This is a genomic window from Cytobacillus sp. EB106-05-05-XG126, from assembly GCF_058791715.1.
The window spans coordinates 1,446,712-1,467,358 of the sequence record NZ_JBYTDU010000001.1 but is presented as its reverse complement, the minus strand read 5'-3'; the positions used below and the strand labels follow the sequence as shown (position 1 = coordinate 1,467,358).

17 protein-coding genes and 1 pseudogene are annotated in these 20,647 nt (G+C 42.4%); 15 read left to right on the top strand and 3 right to left on the bottom strand.

Going from position 1 to position 20,647, the window contains the following annotated elements:
• Positions 1-31: 31 nt before the first annotated feature.
• Complete coding sequence (locus AC3WTL_RS07280) at positions 32-406, bottom strand: hypothetical protein (RefSeq protein ID WP_048008952.1); 375 nt, start codon at positions 404-406, stop codon at positions 32-34.
• A gap of 307 nt (positions 407-713) precedes the next feature.
• Here AC3WTL_RS07280 and AC3WTL_RS07275 point away from each other — a divergent pair, with 307 nt between their 5' ends.
• From AC3WTL_RS07275 to mutL, 6 genes and pseudogenes are all read left to right on the top strand, one after another.
• Positions 714-1,259 carry an outer spore coat protein CotE gene (locus tag AC3WTL_RS07275; protein WP_048008951.1) on the top strand — a complete coding sequence of 182 codons (546 nt, stop codon included), beginning with the start codon at positions 714-716 and terminating at the stop codon, positions 1,257-1,259.
• Between the two features lie 134 nt (positions 1,260-1,393).
• Positions 1,394-1,726, top strand: a pseudogene (locus tag AC3WTL_RS07270) (VOC family protein); the annotation flags it as partial.
• Positions 1,727-2,074: 348 nt separating this feature from the next.
• On the top strand, positions 2,075-2,464 hold the full coding sequence (locus tag AC3WTL_RS07265) for a VOC family protein (RefSeq protein ID WP_197217057.1): 390 nt from the start codon (positions 2,075-2,077) through the stop codon (positions 2,462-2,464).
• Positions 2,465-2,579: 115 nt separating this feature from the next.
• The gene (locus AC3WTL_RS07260; protein ID WP_048008949.1) at positions 2,580-3,197 is read left to right on the top strand and encodes a PH domain-containing protein; all 618 of its coding nucleotides are present in this window, start codon (positions 2,580-2,582) and stop codon (positions 3,195-3,197) included.
• A 272-nt stretch (positions 3,198-3,469) separates the two neighbouring features.
• Complete coding sequence (gene mutS, locus AC3WTL_RS07255; protein WP_492369262.1) at positions 3,470-6,070, top strand: DNA mismatch repair protein MutS; 2,601 nt, start codon at positions 3,470-3,472, stop codon at positions 6,068-6,070.
• 18 nt (positions 6,071-6,088) lie between these two features.
• On the top strand, positions 6,089-8,011 hold the full coding sequence (gene mutL, locus AC3WTL_RS07250) for a DNA mismatch repair endonuclease MutL (RefSeq protein WP_492369261.1): 1,923 nt from the start codon (positions 6,089-6,091) through the stop codon (positions 8,009-8,011).
• A gap of 194 nt (positions 8,012-8,205) precedes the next feature.
• Here mutL and mreBH read toward each other — a convergent pair whose 3' ends face one another.
• Positions 8,206-9,213, bottom strand: a complete 1,008-nt coding sequence (gene mreBH / locus AC3WTL_RS07245; protein ID WP_197207308.1) for a rod-share determining protein MreBH — start codon at positions 9,211-9,213, stop codon at positions 8,206-8,208.
• Positions 9,214-9,487: 274 nt separating this feature from the next.
• On the opposite strand from mreBH, the gene miaA reads away from it, so the two are divergent.
• The 4 genes from miaA to AC3WTL_RS07225 all read left to right on the top strand — a co-directional run bounded on the left by miaA (position 9,488) and on the right by AC3WTL_RS07225 (position 12,387).
• Positions 9,488-10,450 (top strand): tRNA (adenosine(37)-N6)-dimethylallyltransferase MiaA, encoded by a 963-nt coding sequence (gene miaA / locus AC3WTL_RS07240; RefSeq protein WP_248346973.1) that lies wholly within the window; start codon positions 9,488-9,490, stop codon positions 10,448-10,450.
• 27 nt (positions 10,451-10,477) lie between these two features.
• Positions 10,478-10,711: an RNA chaperone Hfq gene (gene hfq / locus AC3WTL_RS07235; protein ID WP_035330690.1), complete on the top strand. Its 234-nt coding sequence runs from the start codon at positions 10,478-10,480 to the stop codon at positions 10,709-10,711.
• A 419-nt stretch (positions 10,712-11,130) separates the two neighbouring features.
• Positions 11,131-12,081 (top strand): stage V sporulation protein K, encoded by a 951-nt coding sequence (spoVK, locus tag AC3WTL_RS07230; protein ID WP_197214904.1) that lies wholly within the window; start codon positions 11,131-11,133, stop codon positions 12,079-12,081.
• Positions 12,082-12,153: 72 nt separating this feature from the next.
• The gene (locus tag AC3WTL_RS07225) at positions 12,154-12,387 is read left to right on the top strand and encodes a glutaredoxin family protein (protein ID WP_048008943.1); all 234 of its coding nucleotides are present in this window, start codon (positions 12,154-12,156) and stop codon (positions 12,385-12,387) included.
• 238 nt (positions 12,388-12,625) lie between these two features.
• Here AC3WTL_RS07225 and AC3WTL_RS07220 read toward each other — a convergent pair whose 3' ends face one another.
• Positions 12,626-13,240, bottom strand: a complete 615-nt coding sequence (locus AC3WTL_RS07220) for a trimeric intracellular cation channel family protein (protein WP_076255919.1) — start codon at positions 13,238-13,240, stop codon at positions 12,626-12,628.
• Between the two features lie 231 nt (positions 13,241-13,471).
• Between AC3WTL_RS07220 and hflX the strand changes: the two genes are divergently transcribed.
• The 5 genes from hflX to AC3WTL_RS07195 all read left to right on the top strand — a co-directional run bounded on the left by hflX (position 13,472) and on the right by AC3WTL_RS07195 (position 20,530).
• Positions 13,472-14,728: a GTPase HflX gene (gene hflX, locus AC3WTL_RS07215; protein ID WP_226619000.1), complete on the top strand. Its 1,257-nt coding sequence runs from the start codon at positions 13,472-13,474 to the stop codon at positions 14,726-14,728.
• A gap of 13 nt (positions 14,729-14,741) precedes the next feature.
• A complete protein-coding gene (locus tag AC3WTL_RS07210) occupies positions 14,742-16,013 on the top strand; it encodes a methionine gamma-lyase family protein (protein ID WP_197214906.1) in 1,272 nt (423 codons plus the stop codon).
• 182 nt (positions 16,014-16,195) lie between these two features.
• Positions 16,196-16,603 carry a MerR family transcriptional regulator gene (locus tag AC3WTL_RS07205; RefSeq protein ID WP_492369260.1) on the top strand — a complete coding sequence of 136 codons (408 nt, stop codon included), beginning with the start codon at positions 16,196-16,198 and terminating at the stop codon, positions 16,601-16,603.
• A gap of 102 nt (positions 16,604-16,705) precedes the next feature.
• The gene (gene glnA, locus AC3WTL_RS07200) at positions 16,706-18,040 is read left to right on the top strand and encodes a type I glutamate--ammonia ligase (RefSeq protein ID WP_048008929.1); all 1,335 of its coding nucleotides are present in this window, start codon (positions 16,706-16,708) and stop codon (positions 18,038-18,040) included.
• A 708-nt stretch (positions 18,041-18,748) separates the two neighbouring features.
• On the top strand, positions 18,749-20,530 hold the full coding sequence (locus AC3WTL_RS07195; protein WP_492369259.1) for a phage tail family protein: 1,782 nt from the start codon (positions 18,749-18,751) through the stop codon (positions 20,528-20,530).
• Positions 20,531-20,647 lie beyond the last annotated feature (117 nt).

The window sequence follows — 20,647 nt, the reverse complement described above, 5'->3', positions numbered from 1 at the left end:
CTTCAATTGATTGAAGTGGCTGATGCCCAGATTATGAATCTTTCTTCATCATGTCGGTAAGATCTAAATCCAAAAGTTTTTTACCATTTACAGATAGTTTCACCTGTTTATAATCCTCAGATGTTTCCACAACAGGCAGCAGATTTTTTAATGCTGGAATCATATTCCCGATCCCGGAGGAATTTTTTGCGAAGAGACCTTCCAAGTTTTTCAATGGCTTAAGAGATTCCATTAGATTTCCTTTTAACTCTTCAGACTGAATTTTTTCTAATCCTTTTGTATAAATTCCGCCCAATGATTCGGTAAATTTGGCAACCATTTGTTCTGCATATTGTTTTGCTTCTTCCCCTGTCAGCTCTTTTCCATTGATTGAAACTTTATAGCTGGAGTTCTCCTTGTCTGCCATTCCTGTTCACCTCCTTATCGATAGTTTATTATATTGATTCATTAGCCAAGCTGTCTCCGCAGGTGTAATAGGACAAACGTGCATTTTTCAATTACTTACCTATTTGCGGGGTAAAGCCGCTTACTTATGGCAGCCATTATACATATTTAATCTCCAGCAGGATTTGTTCAGACCGGAACATTCGCCCGCTTCCGGCATACTATAAATCATGCCAATACTTTTGCCTAACATTCATAAAAATTATCGCACACTAGTCTAATATCCCGCATAGGATGAATTGAAAATGAATGAGGAGGGTTCGCTCGCAATGGGAGATTACAGAGAGATTATAACGAAAGCGGTCGTTGCGAAAGGACGTAAATTCACACAGTCCAATCATACGATCTGCCCGTCACACCATCCGTCAAGCATACTTGGCTGCTGGATCATAAACCATACGTACGAGGCGAAAAAAGCTGGAAAAACAGTGGAAATCTGCGGCCATTATGACATTAACGTTTGGTACTCTTTTAACAATAATACAAAAACCGAAGTTGTTACCGAACGGGTTGAGTATAAAGATGTCATTAAGTTGAAGTACCGTGATCCGGACTGTTTGGATGATCATGATATCATCGCCCGTGTTCTGCAGCAGCCGAGCTGCTGTGAAGCTGTCATTTCTCCAAACGGCAACAAAATCATCGTCACAGTGGAAAGAGAGTTCATGGTCGAGGTAATCGGCGAAACAAAAGTGTGTGTAGCTGTCTACCCAGACAAGTGCGAATGTGATGATGACGCTTGGGGACTTGACGTGGAAGATGAAGAATTCGAGGATTTAAATCCGGATTTTCTGGTGGGAACTGAAGAAGAGTAATGACAAACTAGGAGGTTTTACTTCCTAGTTTTTCTTTTTATACTTTCCTCTAAAATCAAGCGAAATAAGGATAGCACCTTCCATCTTTAGTCTGAATTCTTTTGAATAGCATTTACTTAGAATGGAGTTATCAGATGCAAAGGGGAGAAGCGAAGATGAAAATATTTCAAGTGAATTTAAAGTGCCATGATATGCACAAGATGAAAGAATTTTATACAAATGTTCTGGAGATGGAGCTGCTGACAGAGACTGAGAGTTATTTTACGATAATGGCTGGCACAACAAAAATTCTTTTTGAAAAAGATGATGCGATTCCTTATTATCATGTGTGTTTCCGGACAAATGCCGAATACTTTGATCATATGTATCAGAAATTAGGGGCTGAAAGTGTGCTGCTTCCAAATCAGAAAGGCGAGTACAGCATGTTTTGGAAGGGCAAGCAGGCATATTTTATCGACCCGGACGGAAATATTCTGGAGATGCTGGAGCGTCCCTTAGAGGGAATAAAAAAGAAGGGGATCCAATGGCATGATGTCGGTGAGGTTGGTTTGCCTGTTAAGGATGTTGCTGCAATGAAGCTGGAATTAGATCAGTACCTGAAAAATGAACAAGTGGATTCCAGTGAGGCGTTTGCCTTTTACGGGGACAGCAAGGGGGTTTTTGTCCTGGTGAAGGAGGGAAGGAATTGGTATCCAACTGAAAGGGCTGCTTTTATTTCTCCTGTTAAAATATTTGCATCAGGACAAAGGGATGCCAGGTTTAAGCATCAGGAATATCCATACGAACTGATTGTGAGAAAAGAATGGGAAGGGAGCATCCCTGCTGTACAATTTCGGATTGCACGTCCGACAAATCAGCTCGATAAGTTTATTGCCTTTTACGAAGAAGGACTGGGTCTGAAGAGAGTCGGCGAATTTTGGAACCATGAAGGCTATGATGGGATTATGTTTGGTCTGCCTGACAGCCAGTATCATCTTGAATTTACTCAATCCAAGGAAAAAATGGAGCTTCCGCAGCCTGCTAAAGAGCATCTATTAGTTTTTTATGTGGGAGACCGTCTGGAGAGGGATAACATTGCCGACAGGCTTGCTGCTCTTGGATATCTGGAAACAGAGCCGGAAAATCCTTATTGGAGCAGAGGCGGATTGACGTTTGAAGATCCCGATGGGTGGCCGATTGTATTAATGAATACCCCGGGTATATGAGGCTATCGGTTTACCGGGATCTTTCGGTGTTATTTTTAAAATGATAAAGCCATCGTTTTCCTGTATATGTTAAAATAGCAAAGTAGTAAACTGAATTCAGAAAGGTTGAGGGTTTATGTTTAAAAAAGTTGCTTCTGATGTGCTGGGCTTAAGTGATGTGGGAAGTGTCATTCACCCGGCTGATTATGACAAAGTCGATGCAGATGATTATGTCCTGCACGAAGATAATGAGAAAATCTATTTCCTGATCAAGTCCAAATCCGATGAATATTGCTTTACAAATAAGGCGCTTATTCATTTGGATGGTACCAGCGCAGTCAGCAAAAAACGCACTTTAAAGCGCTACAGCTACCGCGAATATACCATCTCAAACGTTATGCTGGAAACAGCCGGTACAGTTGATTTGGATGTGGAAATCAAATTCGTAATCGGATCTCAGGCCTTCTCGATTGACGTACATAAAAAGCATATTGAAGAATTGAAAGATTTATATAAAGCCCTGATCCGCATTTCCGAGATCTGCAGAGAAAATGAAGTTTCCATGGAATATGCTGAAAAAAGCCTAAGCTTGGCATCAAGCACCCTTGGCCGTTCAGTATCCAATCAGGATGCCAACGTAGTGGACAATTTCCGCGTATTAAATGAAACGGCCTTCAACTGGCTGATGAACAGCCGCAAGAAATACAATGTGAAAGATTTTGGGTATGTGTTTGAAAAATACATTAATAACTAAGAATCCTGGCAGCTCTCCATTGGGGAGCTGTTGTTTTATTGTGGCCAGACTGTTTTGCTGGTCACTAAAGGCAAAAAATGTTTAGCCTCTGAGTTGATTTTCGCTGTGGGCACTTGATCCTCGAAACATCAAAACCTATTAAGAAATACCAAGGCAAATATTGCACATCTGAGTCACCAAATAATCTATGATATAATGAAAAAGACGTTTTTAGAGGAATCCTCTTAAACAAAAATATAAAAATAATAGATTATGAATCGTTGGAGGAAGTTATGGCAGCAGCTTACACGCCTATGATACAGCAATATTTACGGGTAAAGGCAGAATATCAGGATGCCTTTTTATTTTTTCGCCTTGGCGACTTTTACGAAATGTTTTTTGATGATGCACTTAAAGCATCACAGGAGCTTGAAATCACTTTAACGAGCCGCGAGGGAGGCACGGAGGAACGGATCCCCATGTGCGGAGTGCCATATCATTCAGCACCGGTTTATATTGAACAATTGATTGAAAAAGGATACAAAGTCGCAATCTGCGAGCAAACGGAAGACCCAAAGCAGGCAAAAGGCGTTGTGAAGCGGGAAGTTGTTCAGCTTATCACGCCTGGAACAATGATGGAAGGCAAAGGTCTTCAGGAAAAAGAAAACAACTACATTGCATCGATTTCTGCTTTTGAAGATGAAACCTTTGGATTTGCCACCAATGATTTGTCCACAGGTGAGACGAAGGTAACGATGTTAAGCAACGGGTTTGAGGAGGTTTTGAACGAGCTGTCCATGTCAGGAGCAAAGGAAGCAGTCATCTCTTCCGACTTTGATGGGGAATGGCAGAGGAGAATGAAAGAACGCTCCGTCATGGCGATTTCTTTCGAGGATGATTGCGGAGTCCGGGACTCCTTTGAAGGACTTCTGGATGATTTAAATCAGGACAAGCTAAGGAGAACAGCTTCCAGATTAATTAATTACCTGTACCGCACGCAGAAGAGAAGTCTGGATCATCTGCAAAAAGTGGCGACTTATCAAGTAAATCAATACATGAAAATCGATTATTTCTCGAAAAAGAATCTCGAGCTGACAGAGACCATCCGCAGCAAAGGCAAGAAGGGCTCGCTATTGTGGCTCCTCGATGAAACAAAGACAGCTATGGGAGGACGTCTATTAAAGCAATGGATCGACAGGCCGCTTATTGATGAAGAGGAAATTAAGCGCAGACATTCTTTGGTTGAAACGCTGATAGGCTCTTTCTTTGAACGGGAAGAAATCCGGGAAAAGCTGAAGGAAGTCTATGATCTGGAACGACTTGCAGGAAGAGTCGCTTTTGGAAATGTAAATGCCCGCGACCTTGTGCAGCTAAAGAAATCTCTTCAGCAGATACCTATTTTAAAAGAAATGGTCTCAAATCTGCCGAATGAGGAAGCACTGAGGCTCGCTGAGCGCCTGGATGCCTGTGAAGATGTCACGGATACTCTGGAAAGCGCCATAATGGAAAATCCTCCGCTGTCTTTGAAGGATGGAAACATTATTCAGGACGGCTATCATGAAGAGCTTGATAAATATCGCGATGCCAGCAGAAACGGGAAGACCTGGATTGCCCAGCTGGAGAAGCAGGAACGTGAAAAAACGGGCATTAAATCTTTAAAAATCGGTTTTAATCGTGTGTTTGGCTATTATATCGAAGTAACCCGCGCCAATCTGCACCTGCTTCAGGAAGGGCAATATGAGCGCAAGCAGACCCTTACCAATGCCGAGCGATTTATTACGCCTGAATTGAAGGAAAAAGAGGCACTCATACTGGAAGCGCAGGAAAAGTGTGTGGAGCTCGAATATGAATTATTTACGAATGTCCGCGAATATATAAAAGAATATATTCCGAGATTGCAAAAGCTGGCGAAAATGGTTAGTGAGCTGGATGTTCTTCAGTGCTTCGCCGCTGTCAGCGAACAGAGACATTATACAAAGCCAAATTTTTCAAATGAAAGACGGGTTTATATCAAAGACGGCCGCCATCCTGTCGTTGAAAAGGTGCTGAACGCACAGGAATATGTGCCTAATGACTGTTATATGGATGCGGACAGGGAAATGCTGCTGATTACCGGGCCGAATATGTCCGGTAAAAGTACGTATATGAGGCAAATCGCATTGACCGCGATTTTAGCGCAAATCGGCTGCTATGTGCCTGCTTCTGAAGCCGTGCTGCCGATTTTCGACCAGGTATTTACGAGAATAGGGGCTGCCGATGACCTTATTTCCGGCCAGAGTACGTTCATGGTCGAGATGCTTGAAGCGAGAAATGCCATCGTGAATGCCACTCAAAACAGTTTGATTCTGTTCGATGAAATCGGACGCGGAACTTCCACCTATGATGGAATGGCTTTGGCGCAGGCAATCATTGAATATATACACAACCGGATTGGTGCGAAGACGTTGTTTTCCACTCACTACCATGAATTGACCGTGCTTGAAGAAGATCTGCAAAAAGTGAAAAACATCCATGTCAGCGCTGTCGAGCAAAATGGACGGGTTGTATTCCTTCATAAAATTAAAGAAGGAGCAGCAGATAAGAGTTACGGAATCCATGTTGCCCAGCTTGCAGAGCTGCCGAATGAACTGATTGTCAGGGCAAATGAAATTTTAACAGGGCTGGAATCGAACAACCCTCATCAAGTTAAAAATGAGATTCCTGCTGCAGAAAAGATTGAAGAGCCTGCTGCGCAATTATCCTTTTTCGAGGAACCTGAAGACGTGAAGAAAGCTTCAATAAGCTCTAAAGATAAGAAGATCATTGATAAAGTCAGAGCGCTCGATATTCTGGATATGACGCCAATGCAAGCATTAAATACATTATATGAGCTGCACAGGAAATTGAAAAATTAATATACAGGGGGTGACGAGATGGGGAAAATCATTCAGCTCGATGATTCGCTTTCAAATAAGATTGCTGCCGGCGAGGTGGTGGAGCGGCCTGCATCAGTGGTAAAGGAATTGATGGAGAACTCTATTGATGCAGGAAGCACGATTATTGAAATTGAAGTGGAAGAGGCCGGCCTGGCTAAAATTCGCATCATTGATAATGGCGACGGCATTGAGGAAGATGATGTCCTGAATGCCTTTCATCGCCATGCTACCAGTAAAATAAAAGACGAAAATGACCTTTTTCGCATCCGCACGCTCGGATTCCGCGGCGAGGCCTTGCCCAGTATTGCGTCTGTTTCCAGAATTGAGATGAAAACTTCAACTGGCGATGCGGGAACGCGCGTCGTCATCGAAGGCGGAAAAGTGGACGTGATGGAAAAGGCGCCCGGCAGAAAAGGGACTGACCTAACCGTAACGGATTTATTTTTCAACACTCCGGCACGGCTTAAATATATGAAGACGATTCACACAGAGCTTGGCAATATTACAGATGTGGTTAACAGGCTGGCACTTGCCCATCCGGAGGTCGCCATCCGCCTGATTCATAATGAGCGTAAGCTTCTGCAGACGAATGGAAACGGGGATGTCCGGCAGGTGCTTGCTGCTATTTATGGAATTAATATCGTGAAAAAGATGGTTCGGATTGAAGCAAGCTCACTTGATTTTAAAATCAGCGGCTATGCAGCACTGCCGGAAATTACAAGGGCGTCAAGAAACTACATTTCCACCATGATCAATGGACGATTTATCAAGAATTACTCATTGGCAAAAGCCATTCAGGAGGGGTATCATACACTGCTGCCAATCGGCCGCTACCCGATTGTACTCCTGAACATTGATATGGATCCGCTCCTTGTCGATGTGAACGTCCATCCGTCGAAAATGGAGGTGCGCTTAAGCAAGGAACATGAATTGAATGAGCTTGTATCAGGTGCTTTGAAGGCTGCATTTAAAAAAGAGGAACTGATTCCTTCCGGGTTTACACAGCCGAAAAGCCTGAAGCCCAAGTCGGAACAGACAGCTCTTAATCTGGATCATTTGCCGGAGCAGCGCGAGCAGGTGTCTTCTTTTGTGCGTGAAACGAGGGAGGAGGCTGTTCGGCAAAATTCGGACAGAGCTGTTCTGCAAAGCTCACAAAGTCCTCCAGCCGAACCGCAAGCAGCAAAAACTCCTGACTTACAGGATGCACCTTCCATGGACTTTAGTCCTTCATCAGAAGAATTGCCTCAAGTGGATCCGCACATATTCCTGTCCGAAGAGCCGAGAGCTGCAGGAATGGAACAGTTTTTCACAGAGACTGCCACGGTAGAGGAGCCATCGCGTGTGCCCCCGCTTTATCCGATCGGGCAAATGCATGGGACTTATATTTTTGCCCAAAATGACCGTGGCCTTTATATCATTGATCAGCACGCCGCCCAGGAGCGGATCAAGTACGAGTATTTCAGGGAGAAAGTCGGCCAGGTTGAAAGCGAATTGCAGGAAATGCTCATACCGCTGACCTTTGAATACTCAACGGATGATTATATCAAAATTGATGAATACAAAGGCGAACTTGAAAAAGTGGGGGTATTTCTGGAGCAGTTCGGACATAACAGCTTTATCGTCCGTTCCCACCCGCAATGGCTGCCAAAAGGCGAAGAACAGGAAATCATTGAGGATATGATTGAACAACTCTTAGCCATGAAGAGAGTCGATATTAAAAAACTGCGCGAGGAAGCTGCCATCATGATGAGCTGTAAAGCTTCCATTAAAGCGAACCACCATCTGCGCAATGATGAAATCCAGGCGCTGCTTGATGAATTGCGGAGGTCCTCCGATCCGTTCACATGCCCGCATGGACGGCCGATCATCATTCATTATTCGACTTATGAAATGGAGAAAATGTTTAAGCGGGTAATGTAGAAAGAGAGGGACGCTGAACCTGAGTGGTTCGGCGTTTTTAATTTCTAGAATATAATAATGTTATGTAAACAAAACAGGATTTTCGCTCTAACAACTATCTTTTCGCTCATAAAAACGAAATATCGCTCAAAACGTCACTATACCAAACAAAAAAAGCACCCATTCCGCAAATTGGGTGCTCTTAATCTATAACCTTATCTTACCAATGTATGCATCTTATCAATATATTTTAATGCAACCCCTGTTCCAACCGCTACAGATTCAAGAGGATTTGGAGCTAGGTGCACAGGTACAACAATTTCTTGGGATAACCAATCCTGCATGCCATTAAGGAGGGCGCCGCCGCCGGATAAAATAACTCCACGGTCAACAATGTCACCACTCAGTTCGGCAGGGCTGTCTTCTAAAGTGGCACGGATGGCCTCCAGAATATGCAGGAGTGCTTCTCTCATTGCATCACGAATCTCATATGAAGACAATATAATTGTTTTTGGCAAACCAGTCACGAGGTCCCGGCCACGGACTTCCATTGTCATTTCTTCATGGTCGACTAATGCATAGCCGATTTCCATCTTAATTTTTTCAGCTGTTCTTTCCCCTATAAGGACATTGTATTCTTTGCGAACATGCTGAATAATGTCATCATCGAGTCTGTCACCGCCAATACGGATGGAATGGCAGGCAACAACACCGCCAAATGAAATGATGGCGACTTCAGTTGAACCGCCGCCAATATCTACAACAACGTTTGCAACGGGCTCATCAACAGGCATGCCAGCCCCTATTGCAGCTGCTACCGGTTCTTCAATAAGATGTACTTTTTTTGCCCCAGCATTTCGTACTGCGTCCTGAATAGCTCTTCTCTCTACAGAAGTAGAACCTGAAGGAGTACATACGACCACGTTAGGCTTTCTGATCGCGAATCCGACTTTTTTCGATGCTTTTCGCATAACCTGGCGAAGCATTTCAGTCGTCGTGTCATAATCCGCGATAACCCCGTCTTTTAGCGGACGGATGGCAACGATGCGGCCTGGTGTTTTACCAATCATTTCTTTTGCTTCTTTACCAACAGCTAACACTTTTTTCGTTTCTGTATCAATTGCTACTACAGACGGTTCGTTTAAGATAATTCCTTTTGTTTTGCTGTATACAAGAATATTAGCAGTCCCTAAGTCAATTCCAATTTCAGATGTATTTATCATGAATTATTCACCCAATTTCAAATTTATATTGTCACGATATAGCCTTCTAATAAATTAACATGATTTTGGGGGTTAGCCTTGAATTGTTATGGAATCGTTAATAAATTGTAATTTTATAAGAAAATTTTAGGAAACTTGTCGAATAGGAAACCGGAAAGTTGTTCATAATGCATAAATGTTCTGTTTTTATGAAAAGAATGGTAAGATGATACCTGAAAAATTTTCCTGCTATATGGTAGGATAAAATTAGAATGGCAGTAAAGGCAGTGAACAGATGAGTGAAAAAGAAAAGCTTGCAGTGCTGATTGGCCCTACAGCTGTTGGGAAAACAAAATTAAGCATTCTTCTGGCAAAAAGATTTAATGCCGAAATCATCAGCGGAGATTCCATGCAAATTTATAAAAGGATGGATATTGGCACGGCAAAAATTAATGAAGAAGAAATGGAAGGGATTCCGCATCATCTAATTGACATCAAAAATCCTGAAGAGTCCTTTTCAGCAGCTGAATTTCAGGAACTGGTCCGAAGTAAAATCACAGAGATCACTTCTAGAGGTAAACTTCCAATAATTGTTGGAGGGACGGGATTGTACATTCAGTCTGTAATTTATGATTACCAATTTTCTGATGCGCCTTCAGATGAGGAATTTAGAAAAACATTAGAGGAACGCGCCGAAAGGGAAGGGAACAATGTTATTTATGAGGAGCTTTTGGAGATAGACCCTGAAAGCGCAGAAAAAATACATCCCAATAACATTCGAAGAGTAATCAGGGCGTTGGAAATTTACCATTGTACAGGTAAAACGATGTCCCAGTATCAGGAAAAACAAAACCCGGAACTTCTATATGATATGGCACTGATTGGCTTAACTATGGATCGGGAAACCTTATATGACCGCATCAATCAGAGAGTCGACATCATGATGCAGGAGGGCTTGCTGGAAGAGGTTAGATCCCTATATGATCAGGGGTTAAAGGATTGCCAGTCCATACAGGCCATCGGGTATAAAGAGCTGTATGATTACTTTAATGGGCGTGTTTCATTCGAGGATGCTGTAGAAAATCTGAAGCAAAATTCAAGAAGATATGCAAAAAGGCAGCTGACATGGTTTCGAAACAAGATGAATGTGGAATGGTTTGATATGTCCGATTCAGTCGATCCTCATGAGTTTGAAAAAAAATTCGCTGAAATTTCTGCTCATATTGAAGGAAAGCTGAAAATAAAATCGAATACATAATGATAGAGATAAAAGAGGAGGATTATAATGAAATCAGCAATCAATATTCAAGATCAGGTACTTAACCAGCTACGCAAGGATAATACGAATTGTACCGTGTTCTTATTAAACGGATTCCAAATTAGAGGCTGTATTAAAGGCTTTGATAATTTTACTGTACTATTTGAATCAGAAGGAAAGCAGCAGCTTGTTTACAAGCATGCGATTTCAACATTTGTCCCCCAGCGCAATGTTCAGTTGGATTTAGAAAACCAGCAATAGAATATAACACAGTAAGGATGAAAAGCCCGCTTTGAATGAAGCGGGCTATTTTCTTATGTCTGAGCGATAAGAAAGGCAAAAATATTTAATGAAATGGACCCTATCTGAATACATATAGGTATGGGAATTTATTGTTTCTATGAGGGCAAACTGACTGCGGGCTCGTTTCCCTTGTCCATTATGAACGGCTTAATTACTCTGTGCCATGCTGAAAGGGAATATAGCCATAACTGATGGAAGTTTCACCTTATTTCTCGGGAAACCGCATGAACCGACACTCCTGCATCATTGATTGCTGAAATGGACGGGAACATGTCGTATTTTAGCCTAATAACCGTAATCTCGCGGATGCATATAGGCTTTTGTCACAACGATTACTTCTATGCGTATACTGTGCTAAGAATGTGAGGTGATAGCTTTTGGACCAGCCGATTCGCCTGAAAAATAACGGACAGATCAGCATCGTGCTCAATTCACAAAAGCGTAAAACATACACAAAAGAGCTTCCCGAATCCCAAGCGGCTCCAAAAGTCATTCCGGTTGAGCATACAGCTCTCAAAGAAATTGAAGAAGAACTAGGCGCTCTTGTGGGAATGGAAGAAATGAAGAAAATGATCAAGGAGATTTATGCCTGGATTTATGTGAATAAAAAACGGGAAGAAGCCGGTCTCAAAGCTGGAAAGCAAGCATTGCATATGATGTTTAAAGGCAATCCCGGCACAGGTAAAACAACGGTTGCCCGATTAATAGGCAAGCTTTTTCAAAAAATGAATGTGCTGTCAAAAGGACATCTGATTGAAGCAGAGCGGGCCGACCTTGTCGGTGAATACATTGGTCATACTGCACAAAAGACGAGGGATCTGGTCAAAAAAGCGATTGGCGGGATTCTTTTTATCGACGAAGCGTACTCATTAGGGAGAGGCGGAGAAAAAGACTTTGGCAAGGAAGCCATTGACACCCTTGTCAAGCATATGGAAGACAGACAGCATGACTTTATCCTGATACTGGCAGGCTATTCCAGAGAAATGAATCATTTCTTGACGCTGAACCCGGGTCTTCATTCCCGTTTTCCCCTTGTTGTTGACTTCCCTGATTACTCGATAGAGCAGCTGATGGAAATTGGGCAGAGGATGCTAAAGGAAAGGGAGTATAGTTTAAGTCACGAATCCGAAAAGAAGCTGAGGGAGCACTTGCATTTTGTAAAAACCAATCTCAGCCCCAACAGTTTTTCCAATGGGCGCTACATTCGAAACATTCTTGAAAAATCTATCAGGGCACAGGCCATGCGCCTGTTAATGCAAAACAGCTATGACAAACATGATCTTATGACTATCAGGAGCAATGATTTGGTGTTTGAAGAAGCTGATTAAGGGGATATTGTAATAAAACAGACAGTGTCAATGAACATTGGCATTGTCTTTTTACTGGAGGAGGAATGTATAATGAATGAAATTACAGTTTATACTACGAATACTTGTCCGTATTGTACGATGGTGAAGAACTTCCTGGATCAGCAGGGGCTGGAGTTTAAAGAGGTTAATGTCCAGAATGACCAGAGAGAGGCACAAAAACTGGTTGAAACCACAGGCCAAATGGGAGTGCCTCAAATTAATGTGAATGGAAAATGGGTCATTGGCTTTGATCCAAATACAATCATGGCGAATGTAAAGCAATAATATAGTGAGACCTGCTCGTGGTATGAGCAGGTCTTTTTTTGGGAATTGTGAACTCTGCAAATAAAATTGCATACTTGCAAATAAAGTACCTGTATTCGCAAACAAATAGGAAATTTTGCAAAGAAAGTGCATGAACTTGCAAACAAACAGCTTAAATCTGCAAATACACATCTGATGCCAGCCCTTTCTTTCAATAAAGTATGTTAGTTTGCTGGTATTTAACGCAAAAAGCACCGGCTTAAGCCGATGCTTTTGTCCCCAGCCTCTTAACGGGAAGCTTCCAATTATATGTGTAAGATAAAACCCTCAGAGCGGTAATGATGATAAACAAAGCATAAAGTTCAAACGGCGCTGAGGCGATTCCGAGTCCGACTGCGAAGCCGCAAAGGATAGCCCAGACAGCATAAATTTCAGATCGTAATACAAGCGGTTTTCTTCTTGCAAGAAGATCGCGGACTATTCCCCCGCCGCTTCCTGTTAATACAGCTGCCACAATTACAGCGCTTAAAGGATGATTCATTTCCGTTGCGTACAATGCTCCTTGAATGGCAAATGCGGATAATCCAATTGCGTCAGTGAAATTGCCCCATTTTTGCCAGTGTTTGAGCAGGTTGTTCGGGAACAGCATTACTGCTGTGATGGATAAAAGGGCAATCTGAAAAAATAACCCCTGTTCCCAAAGGGCAGAGACAGGAACACCTATTAGCAGGTTTCGGATGGCACCGCCGCCAAAAGCAGTAACAATCCCGAGGATATAAACACCCAAAATATCATATTCTTCTTCCATGGCTACAATTGCACCGCTGACAGCAAACGCAATAGTGCCAATCATACTTAAAACTTCCCATGTCATATGCCATTTCTCCTCAAGATGCAAATCTCTAAATCTATTTTTGTCTGAGTAAATTACAATCGTAAATTCTTTCCAAACAATATGATTTTAACACGGAAAAAAAGAAATTCAACCTTTTTTACACATTTTAAACGTAATGTCCAAAGGCCTATCAATTAGCGATGAGATTAGTATTTGACCAGTTTTTTTGTTATGATCAATTAAAATAAGAATATGAAAGAGGGATGCTGGTTGGAACACAAGCCAGATTATGAAAAAGTCATTCTTGTCGGCTGTCATACTGAAGAAGATGATCAGCGGTTTGAATATTCAATGGAAGAACTAGAATCCTTAACGGAGACTGCCAACGGGAAAGTATTAGCTTTGGTAACACAAAAAAGGGTACGGGTTCATCCGTCTACATATATAGGAAAAGGAAAAGTGGAGGAACTGGCTGCACTTCAAGAAGAAGTGGAAGCAGATATTATCATATTTAACGATGAGCTTTCACCTAGCCAGGTTCGAAATCTATCTGCAGATTTGGATGCACGAATCATTGACCGCACACAGCTGATATTAGATATCTTTGCTCAGAGAGCGCGCTCTAAAGAAGGGAAACTGCAGGTTGAGCTGGCTCAATTGCAGTATCTGCTGCCGCGCCTGTCAGGCCAGGGCGTCCAGCTTTCAAGACTTGGAGGGGGAATCGGCACAAGGGGCCCGGGTGAGACAAAGCTGGAGTCAGACCGCCGGCATATCCGCCGCCGGATTGATGATATTAAGACCCAGCTTTCCGTCATTGTGCAGCACCGGGACAGATATCGTGAACGGAGGAAGAAAAACAAAGCATTCCAAATTGCGCTTGTCGGCTATACAAACGCAGGGAAGTCCACGATTTTTAACCGGCTGTCTGAAGCAGAATCTTATGAAGAGAACCAGCTATTCGCCACACTTGACCCAATGACCCGCAAGCTGATTTTGCCAAGCGGATTCATTACACTTGTGACAGATACAGTCGGATTTATTCAGGATTTGCCGACTACGCTGATTGCGGCCTTCCGTTCCACCCTGGAAGAAGTAAATGAAGCAGATCTACTTCTTCATGTAGTTGATATGTCCAATCCGGATTATTACCAGCATGAGCAGACAGTCAATAAACTAATAGAAGATTTGGAAAATGATAAAATACCGCAGCTGACGGTATATAATAAGAGAGATTTAAGGCATCCTGATTTTGTCCCGACCGCCAGGACAGAAACAATTCAGATCAGTGCCTTTGAAGAAGTTGACCGCAATGAGCTGAAACGGAAAATCGAGCAGATGATCCTGGGGATGATGAAGCATTACCATGTTGAGGTGCCATCGACAGAAGGGAAACTGCTGTCACAACTCAAGAATGAAACCATCCTGAGGGAATTGACTTTTAATGAAGACAAAGAACTCTACGTCTGCAAGGGCTATTACCTCGAAGACCATCAGATCTCAGGACCTTTAACGAAATATACCGTATAGTTAGGAGAACATCATGTTTCAACAGTTATCACAAGGAGAAAAGCTGCAGCCGATTGTAAAAGAAGTGGAGCAGCAAATTTCAGAAGTATTAAAGACCATTGATGAGCGGATTGATGAGAACCAATTCCGTGTATTAAAGAGCTTTCAAAATTTCAAAGTCAGCGATTCTCATTTCATTCCATCAACCGGTTACGGTTACGATGATATCGGCAGGGATACATTGGAGGAAATATATGCAGAAGTATTCGGCGGGGAAGCTGGATTAGTGCGTCCTCAGATTATTTCAGGCACTCATGCCATTTCCATTGCACTCTTTGGCGTATTGCGGCCGGGTGATGAATTACTGTACATAACAGGCAAGCCATATGACACACTGGAAGAAATCGTTGGAATCCGGGGAACAGGCAGCGGCTCGCTGAAAGAGTTCGGCATTGAGTACAATAGCATCCCGCTGAATGACGATGGAAGCATCAATTACTCTGCGGTTGAAAAAGCCATCAGGCCGAACACGAAAATGATTGGCATTCAGCGTTCTAAAGGATACGCAACAAGACCATCTTTTACAATTGAACAAATAGAAGAAATGATTCAGTTTGTAAGAGAAATTAAATCGGATGTGATTGTTTTTGTTGACAATTGCTACGGGGAATTTGTAGAGGACAGGGAGCCTTGCCATGTTGGGGCAGATTTGATGGCCGGGTCGCTAATCAAGAACCCTGGCGGCGGGATCGCCAAGACTGGGGGTTATATTGTCGGGAAGAAACAATGGGTGGAAGCATGTTCCTACCGATTGACATCCCCGGGAATTGGTGCAGAAGCGGGTGCGTCCCTGTACAGCCTTCAGGAAATGTATCAGGGCTTTTTCCTAGCTCCACACGTTGTCGGCCAGGCATTGAAAGGAGCTGTTTTTACAGCAGCACTGCTTGAGCGGCTTGGAATGAACTCTAATCCAAAATGGGACAGTAAAAGAACTGATTTAATTCAATCTGTCCAATTTAATGATAAAGAAAAAATGGTGGCATTTTGCCAGGCGATTCAATTTGCATCTCCTGTTAATTCCCATGTAACTGCCTATCCTGCTTATATGCCTGGATATGAAGACGATGTAATTATGGCAGCAGGGACTTTTATTCAGGGTGCAAGCATTGAACTGACGGCAGATGGACCTATTAGGCCTCCATACGTTGCATACGTTCAGGGCGGGCTGACTTATTCTCATGTGAAAATGGCTGTATGCATCGCGCTGAACCAATTGCTGGAAAAAGGTTTAGTCCAAATAAATTAGGTAAATATAAGAGGGACAGCTACATAGTTAGCTGTCCCTTTGCTTTACTGAGAATTATATGAAAATATGAAAGGCAAAAATTTTTTGAAAAAATCATGTCATAAAATCTAACATAGTATTGACACATTTTCTGACATTACATATAATAAACTCAAGAAGTAATTGAAAAGGGGGAGAAAAAGTTGACTGGAAGCGAAATTCGACGTTCCATGCCGCTTTTCCCAATTGGTACCGTCATGCAGCTGACTGACTTGACTGCAAGGCAGATTCGCTACTATGAAGAACACCAATTAATTTCTCCAGCTAGAACTGACGGAAATAGAAGGCTTTTTTCCTTGAACGACATCGATGTCCTTCTGGAAATCAAAGATTTAATTGATCAAGGCGTAAATATGGCCGGGATCAAGCAGCTATTTTTCGTTAAAGAACAGCAAGCGCTAACTGAAACCATGAATAAAGAAGCTGAAAAAGCGAGACGCGATCTATCGGATGAAGAAATCCGGAAACTTCTTCGCAAGGAAATTGTGCAGGCAGGGCGTTTTAATCGCTCTTCATCCCGGCAGTGCAACATCCACCGCTTTTTCCATTAAGAAAGCCGTTTTTAAGCTCGTTGATACTGTCTTGGATTTCCGAGCGCGCATTAACAGAGCAAAAAATAAATCATTCATGTAAATTTAAGGGAGGAACTACCATTGGCAAAGTTTACTAAAGAAGATATTAAACGTATTGCAGAAGAGGAAAATGTGAAATTTGTCCGTTTACAGTTTACGGACATCCTTGGAACAATTAAGAATGTGGAAATTCCAATCAGCCAGCTTGAAAAAGCGCTGGATAACAAAATGATGTTTGATGGATCTTCAATTGAAGGTTTTGTGCGCATTGAAGAGTCTGACATGAATCTATATCCAGACCTTGATACTTGGGTAGTATTTCCTTGGACTGCTGAAAAAGGCAAAGTGGCACGTCTGATTTGTGATATCTATAATCCAGATGGAACTCCATTCCTTGGCGATCCGCGCAGCAACCTAAAACGCATCCTTAAAGAAATGGAAGACCTTGGATACACTGATTTTAACTTAGGGCCTGAACCGGAATTCTTCCTTTTTAAGCTTGACCATGCAGGGGAACCGACTCTGGAACTAAATGACAATGGCGGATACTTCGACCTTGCTCCAACTGATCTTGGCGAAAACTGCCGCCGTGATATCGTACTTGAGCTAGAAGAAATGGGCTTTGAAATTGAAGCTTCCCACCATGAGGTTGCACCTGGCCAGCACGAAATCGACTTCAAGTATGCGGATGCTTTAACAGCTTGTGACCAAATTCAGACATTCAAGCTAGTTGTTAAAACCATTGCCCGCAAGCATGGCTTGCATGCGACATTCATGCCGAAGCCATTATTCGGAGTCAGCGGATCCGGAATGCACTGCAACGTTTCACTTTTCAAGGATGGAAAAAATGCATTCTTCAATGAAACCGGCGATCTTCAATTAAGTGATGATGCCCGCCACTTTATTGCTGGTATCGTGAACCATGCAACTGCATTTACAGCTGTGACAAACCCTATCGTTAACTCATACAAGCGTCTGGTTCCTGGTTATGAAGCACCTTGCTATGTTGCCTGGTCTGCACAAAACCGTTCACCGCTCATCCGTATCCCTGCTTCCCGCGGAGTAAGTACACGTGTTGAGGTGCGGAGCGTTGACCCTGCTGCAAACCCATACCTGGCTATGGCTGTATTATTAAAAGCTGGCCTGGACGGAATCAAAAATAAAATGACTCCTCCTGCTCCAGTGGACCGCAATATCTATGTCATGACAAAAGAAGAGCGTGAGGAAGAGGGAATCAAGGATCTGCCTCCTACATTGGCAGCAGCCCTTGAAGAACTAAAGAGAGATGAGGTAATTGTTTCTGCCCTCGGCGATCACATTTTTGAACATTTCATTGAGGCGAAAGAAATCGAGTGGGATATGTTCCGTACGCAAGTGCATCCATGGGAGCGCGAGCAGTACCTGAGCATGTACTAAAAAGTAAACCCCTTGACACCATTGGTGTTGAGGGGTTTTTGTATTCGGGCAGAAATTTTTTAATAGTTATGTTTTTTGCTTTGCCCGAAAAATGCCCCATTTTAAAGCAATAAACTTATTTAAGGACATATTTAGGGCACGATTAAAACGATAAAAGGAATCATCATTGCCCCAACCCTACAAAATTTAATTTTTTCCTTTTTCTTTTTAAATTAACCTGCCTCTATAGTTGAATAAAAAGAATGCTGTAAAACGGCAGCCGTTCTTTAAGTAATGCCCCGATTTGTTTATGTAGAAATCTTCACAATCTTTTCTTTACCTAACAATATATAATCTCTTAAATGTGTTGGGGCAATACAAAAAGACGCCCTCTTATTAAAGAAAAGCGCAAGATTGCGGAATAATAAAAGCGGAAGAGCTGCAAAATCATCACCTTAGCTCATTCATATAGTTTATCGGAAATAAAATTTCCATTTTAGTTCTATCCTTTGGACTGGAGTTTTTTATTATTTCAGACCAAATGAATATTTACGAAAAACTTCCCACTTGCAAAACAAAAAACCCATTAACAGCAAAGTAAGTTTTTAAAAAACAGGCAGTAACACTCACCTAAAATAAAATGTACATAGGAAGCTTGTCCCTTTCAAATTTAACTCCTTTACATATATTGAATCATGTAAGCAATAAATTAAAAGGAGAGATATAAAAATGGAACAAGAGAGCTCAATTAGAATATCACCATTTCAGTCCCTTAATGGTTCGTTAGACCCTAGACTTTCATTTGTCTGGTTACCGCCGATAGGAGACGGTACGCCTGCCCCAAGTACATTTGATAACTCACTTCAAGGCTATATTACTGTAACCATAGAAAATCTGACGACAGGTGTTACACTCGATCAGTTAGAAATTCTCGCAAATTCCGAAAGCAATTATAGAGTTAACTGGAGAGCAAGAAATGTTCAACCAGGAGATCAAGTTCAATTTCTCGTTGAGGTAAACGAAGTTACTCGAAATGGGGTAGAACTTGCACCTATTGAACTAGACCCTGTTGTTGTTACGGTCGCACCAAATACGTTTCTTAATAATCAGAACGTTCCAATTAGATTTAGAATTGATAACGATCCTGTCATTCGTGCCCGCCAGTTAAATATTCAGGGTGATACAGCCACGCAGATTGCAGAACAATTAAATGCTGAGTTTTTTTTAACTTTCCAACAAAGTGCCTTAATTCTTACCAACGAGGCATTCACTGCACTCGAGGTAGCAGGTGCAATTGTAACAGTATTTGACTTAGGAGTTTCGGAAACTGCCAATCTTCTAAGATCGCTGGGGTTTGATGTAATTGGAATTGCTCAAGCGCTTCAGCAAGTTTTCGGTTTGGGTGCTCAGGCTGCGGCCACTATCTTAAAGGACATCGGTTTTGTTGTTACGGAGGTTGCTCAAGCGCTTCAACAGGTTTTCGGTTTGGGTGCTCAGGTTGCGTCACTAATCTTAAAAGCAATCGGGTTTGTTGCCAACGAGATTGCGGCTGCTCTTCAAGAAGTATTTGCATTGACTGCCCAAGCAACGGCTGAAGTCTTGAAAGCAATTGGGTTTGTTGCCAACGAAATTGCGGCTGCTCTTCAACAGGTATTTGGATTGTCTGCCCAAGCAGCGGCGAATATCCTAAAAGCAATCGGGTTTGTTGCCAACGAGATTGCGGCTGCTCTTCAAGAAGTATTTGGACTGGCTGCCCAAGCAGCGGCGAATATCCTAAAAGTAATTGGATTTATTGCCAACGAGATTGCAGCTGCTCTTCAACAAGTATTTGGATTGGCTACCTTAGCAGCGGCTGAAGTCTTAAAAGCGATCGGGTTTGTTGTTAACGAGATTGCGGCTGCTCTTCAAGAAGTATTTGTACTAGCAGCCTTAGCAGCAGCCGAAATCTTGAAAGCGATCGGGTTTGTTGTCAACCAGATTGCAGCTGCTCTTCAAGAAGTATTTGGACTAGCTGCCCTGGCAGCGGCTGAAATCTTAAAAGGGATCGGGTTTGTTGCCAACCAGATTGCGGCTGCTCTTCAGCAAATATTTGGACTAGCTGCCCTAGCAGCGGCTGAAATCTTAAAAGGGATCGGGTTTGTTGTCAACGAGATTGCGGCTGCTCTTCAACAAGTATTTGGATTGGCTGCTCAAGCAGCCGCTATAATCTTAAATGCGATTGGGGTTGCTTTCAACGAGATTGCGACTGCTCTTCAACAAGTTTTCGAATCATCTTTGTTGCAAATAAGTCAGATTCTCAGAGATGCTTTTTCCTTTTCAGCTGAAGCCATTGCTCAACTTCTAAACAGTGTGTTCGATGTAACAAACGATATTGTTGCAAGTATATTAAATGATCTGGGATATGCTTTAGAAGAAATAGGCGAGGCTCTTGAAGATGTGTTTGGAGATGTTGGCGAATTTTTCTGTGATCTTGTTTCAGATATTCCTGTTATTGGTGACCTATTTTGCTAGATACTGTAAAATAGCTTAACATCAATAGTTACCAACAAATTCACCTTGGATGATAATCCTGCTTCTTTAGTAAGAAGAAGTCAAAAGCGCGTCTCACTCGAGGAGGGCTCTAATAAT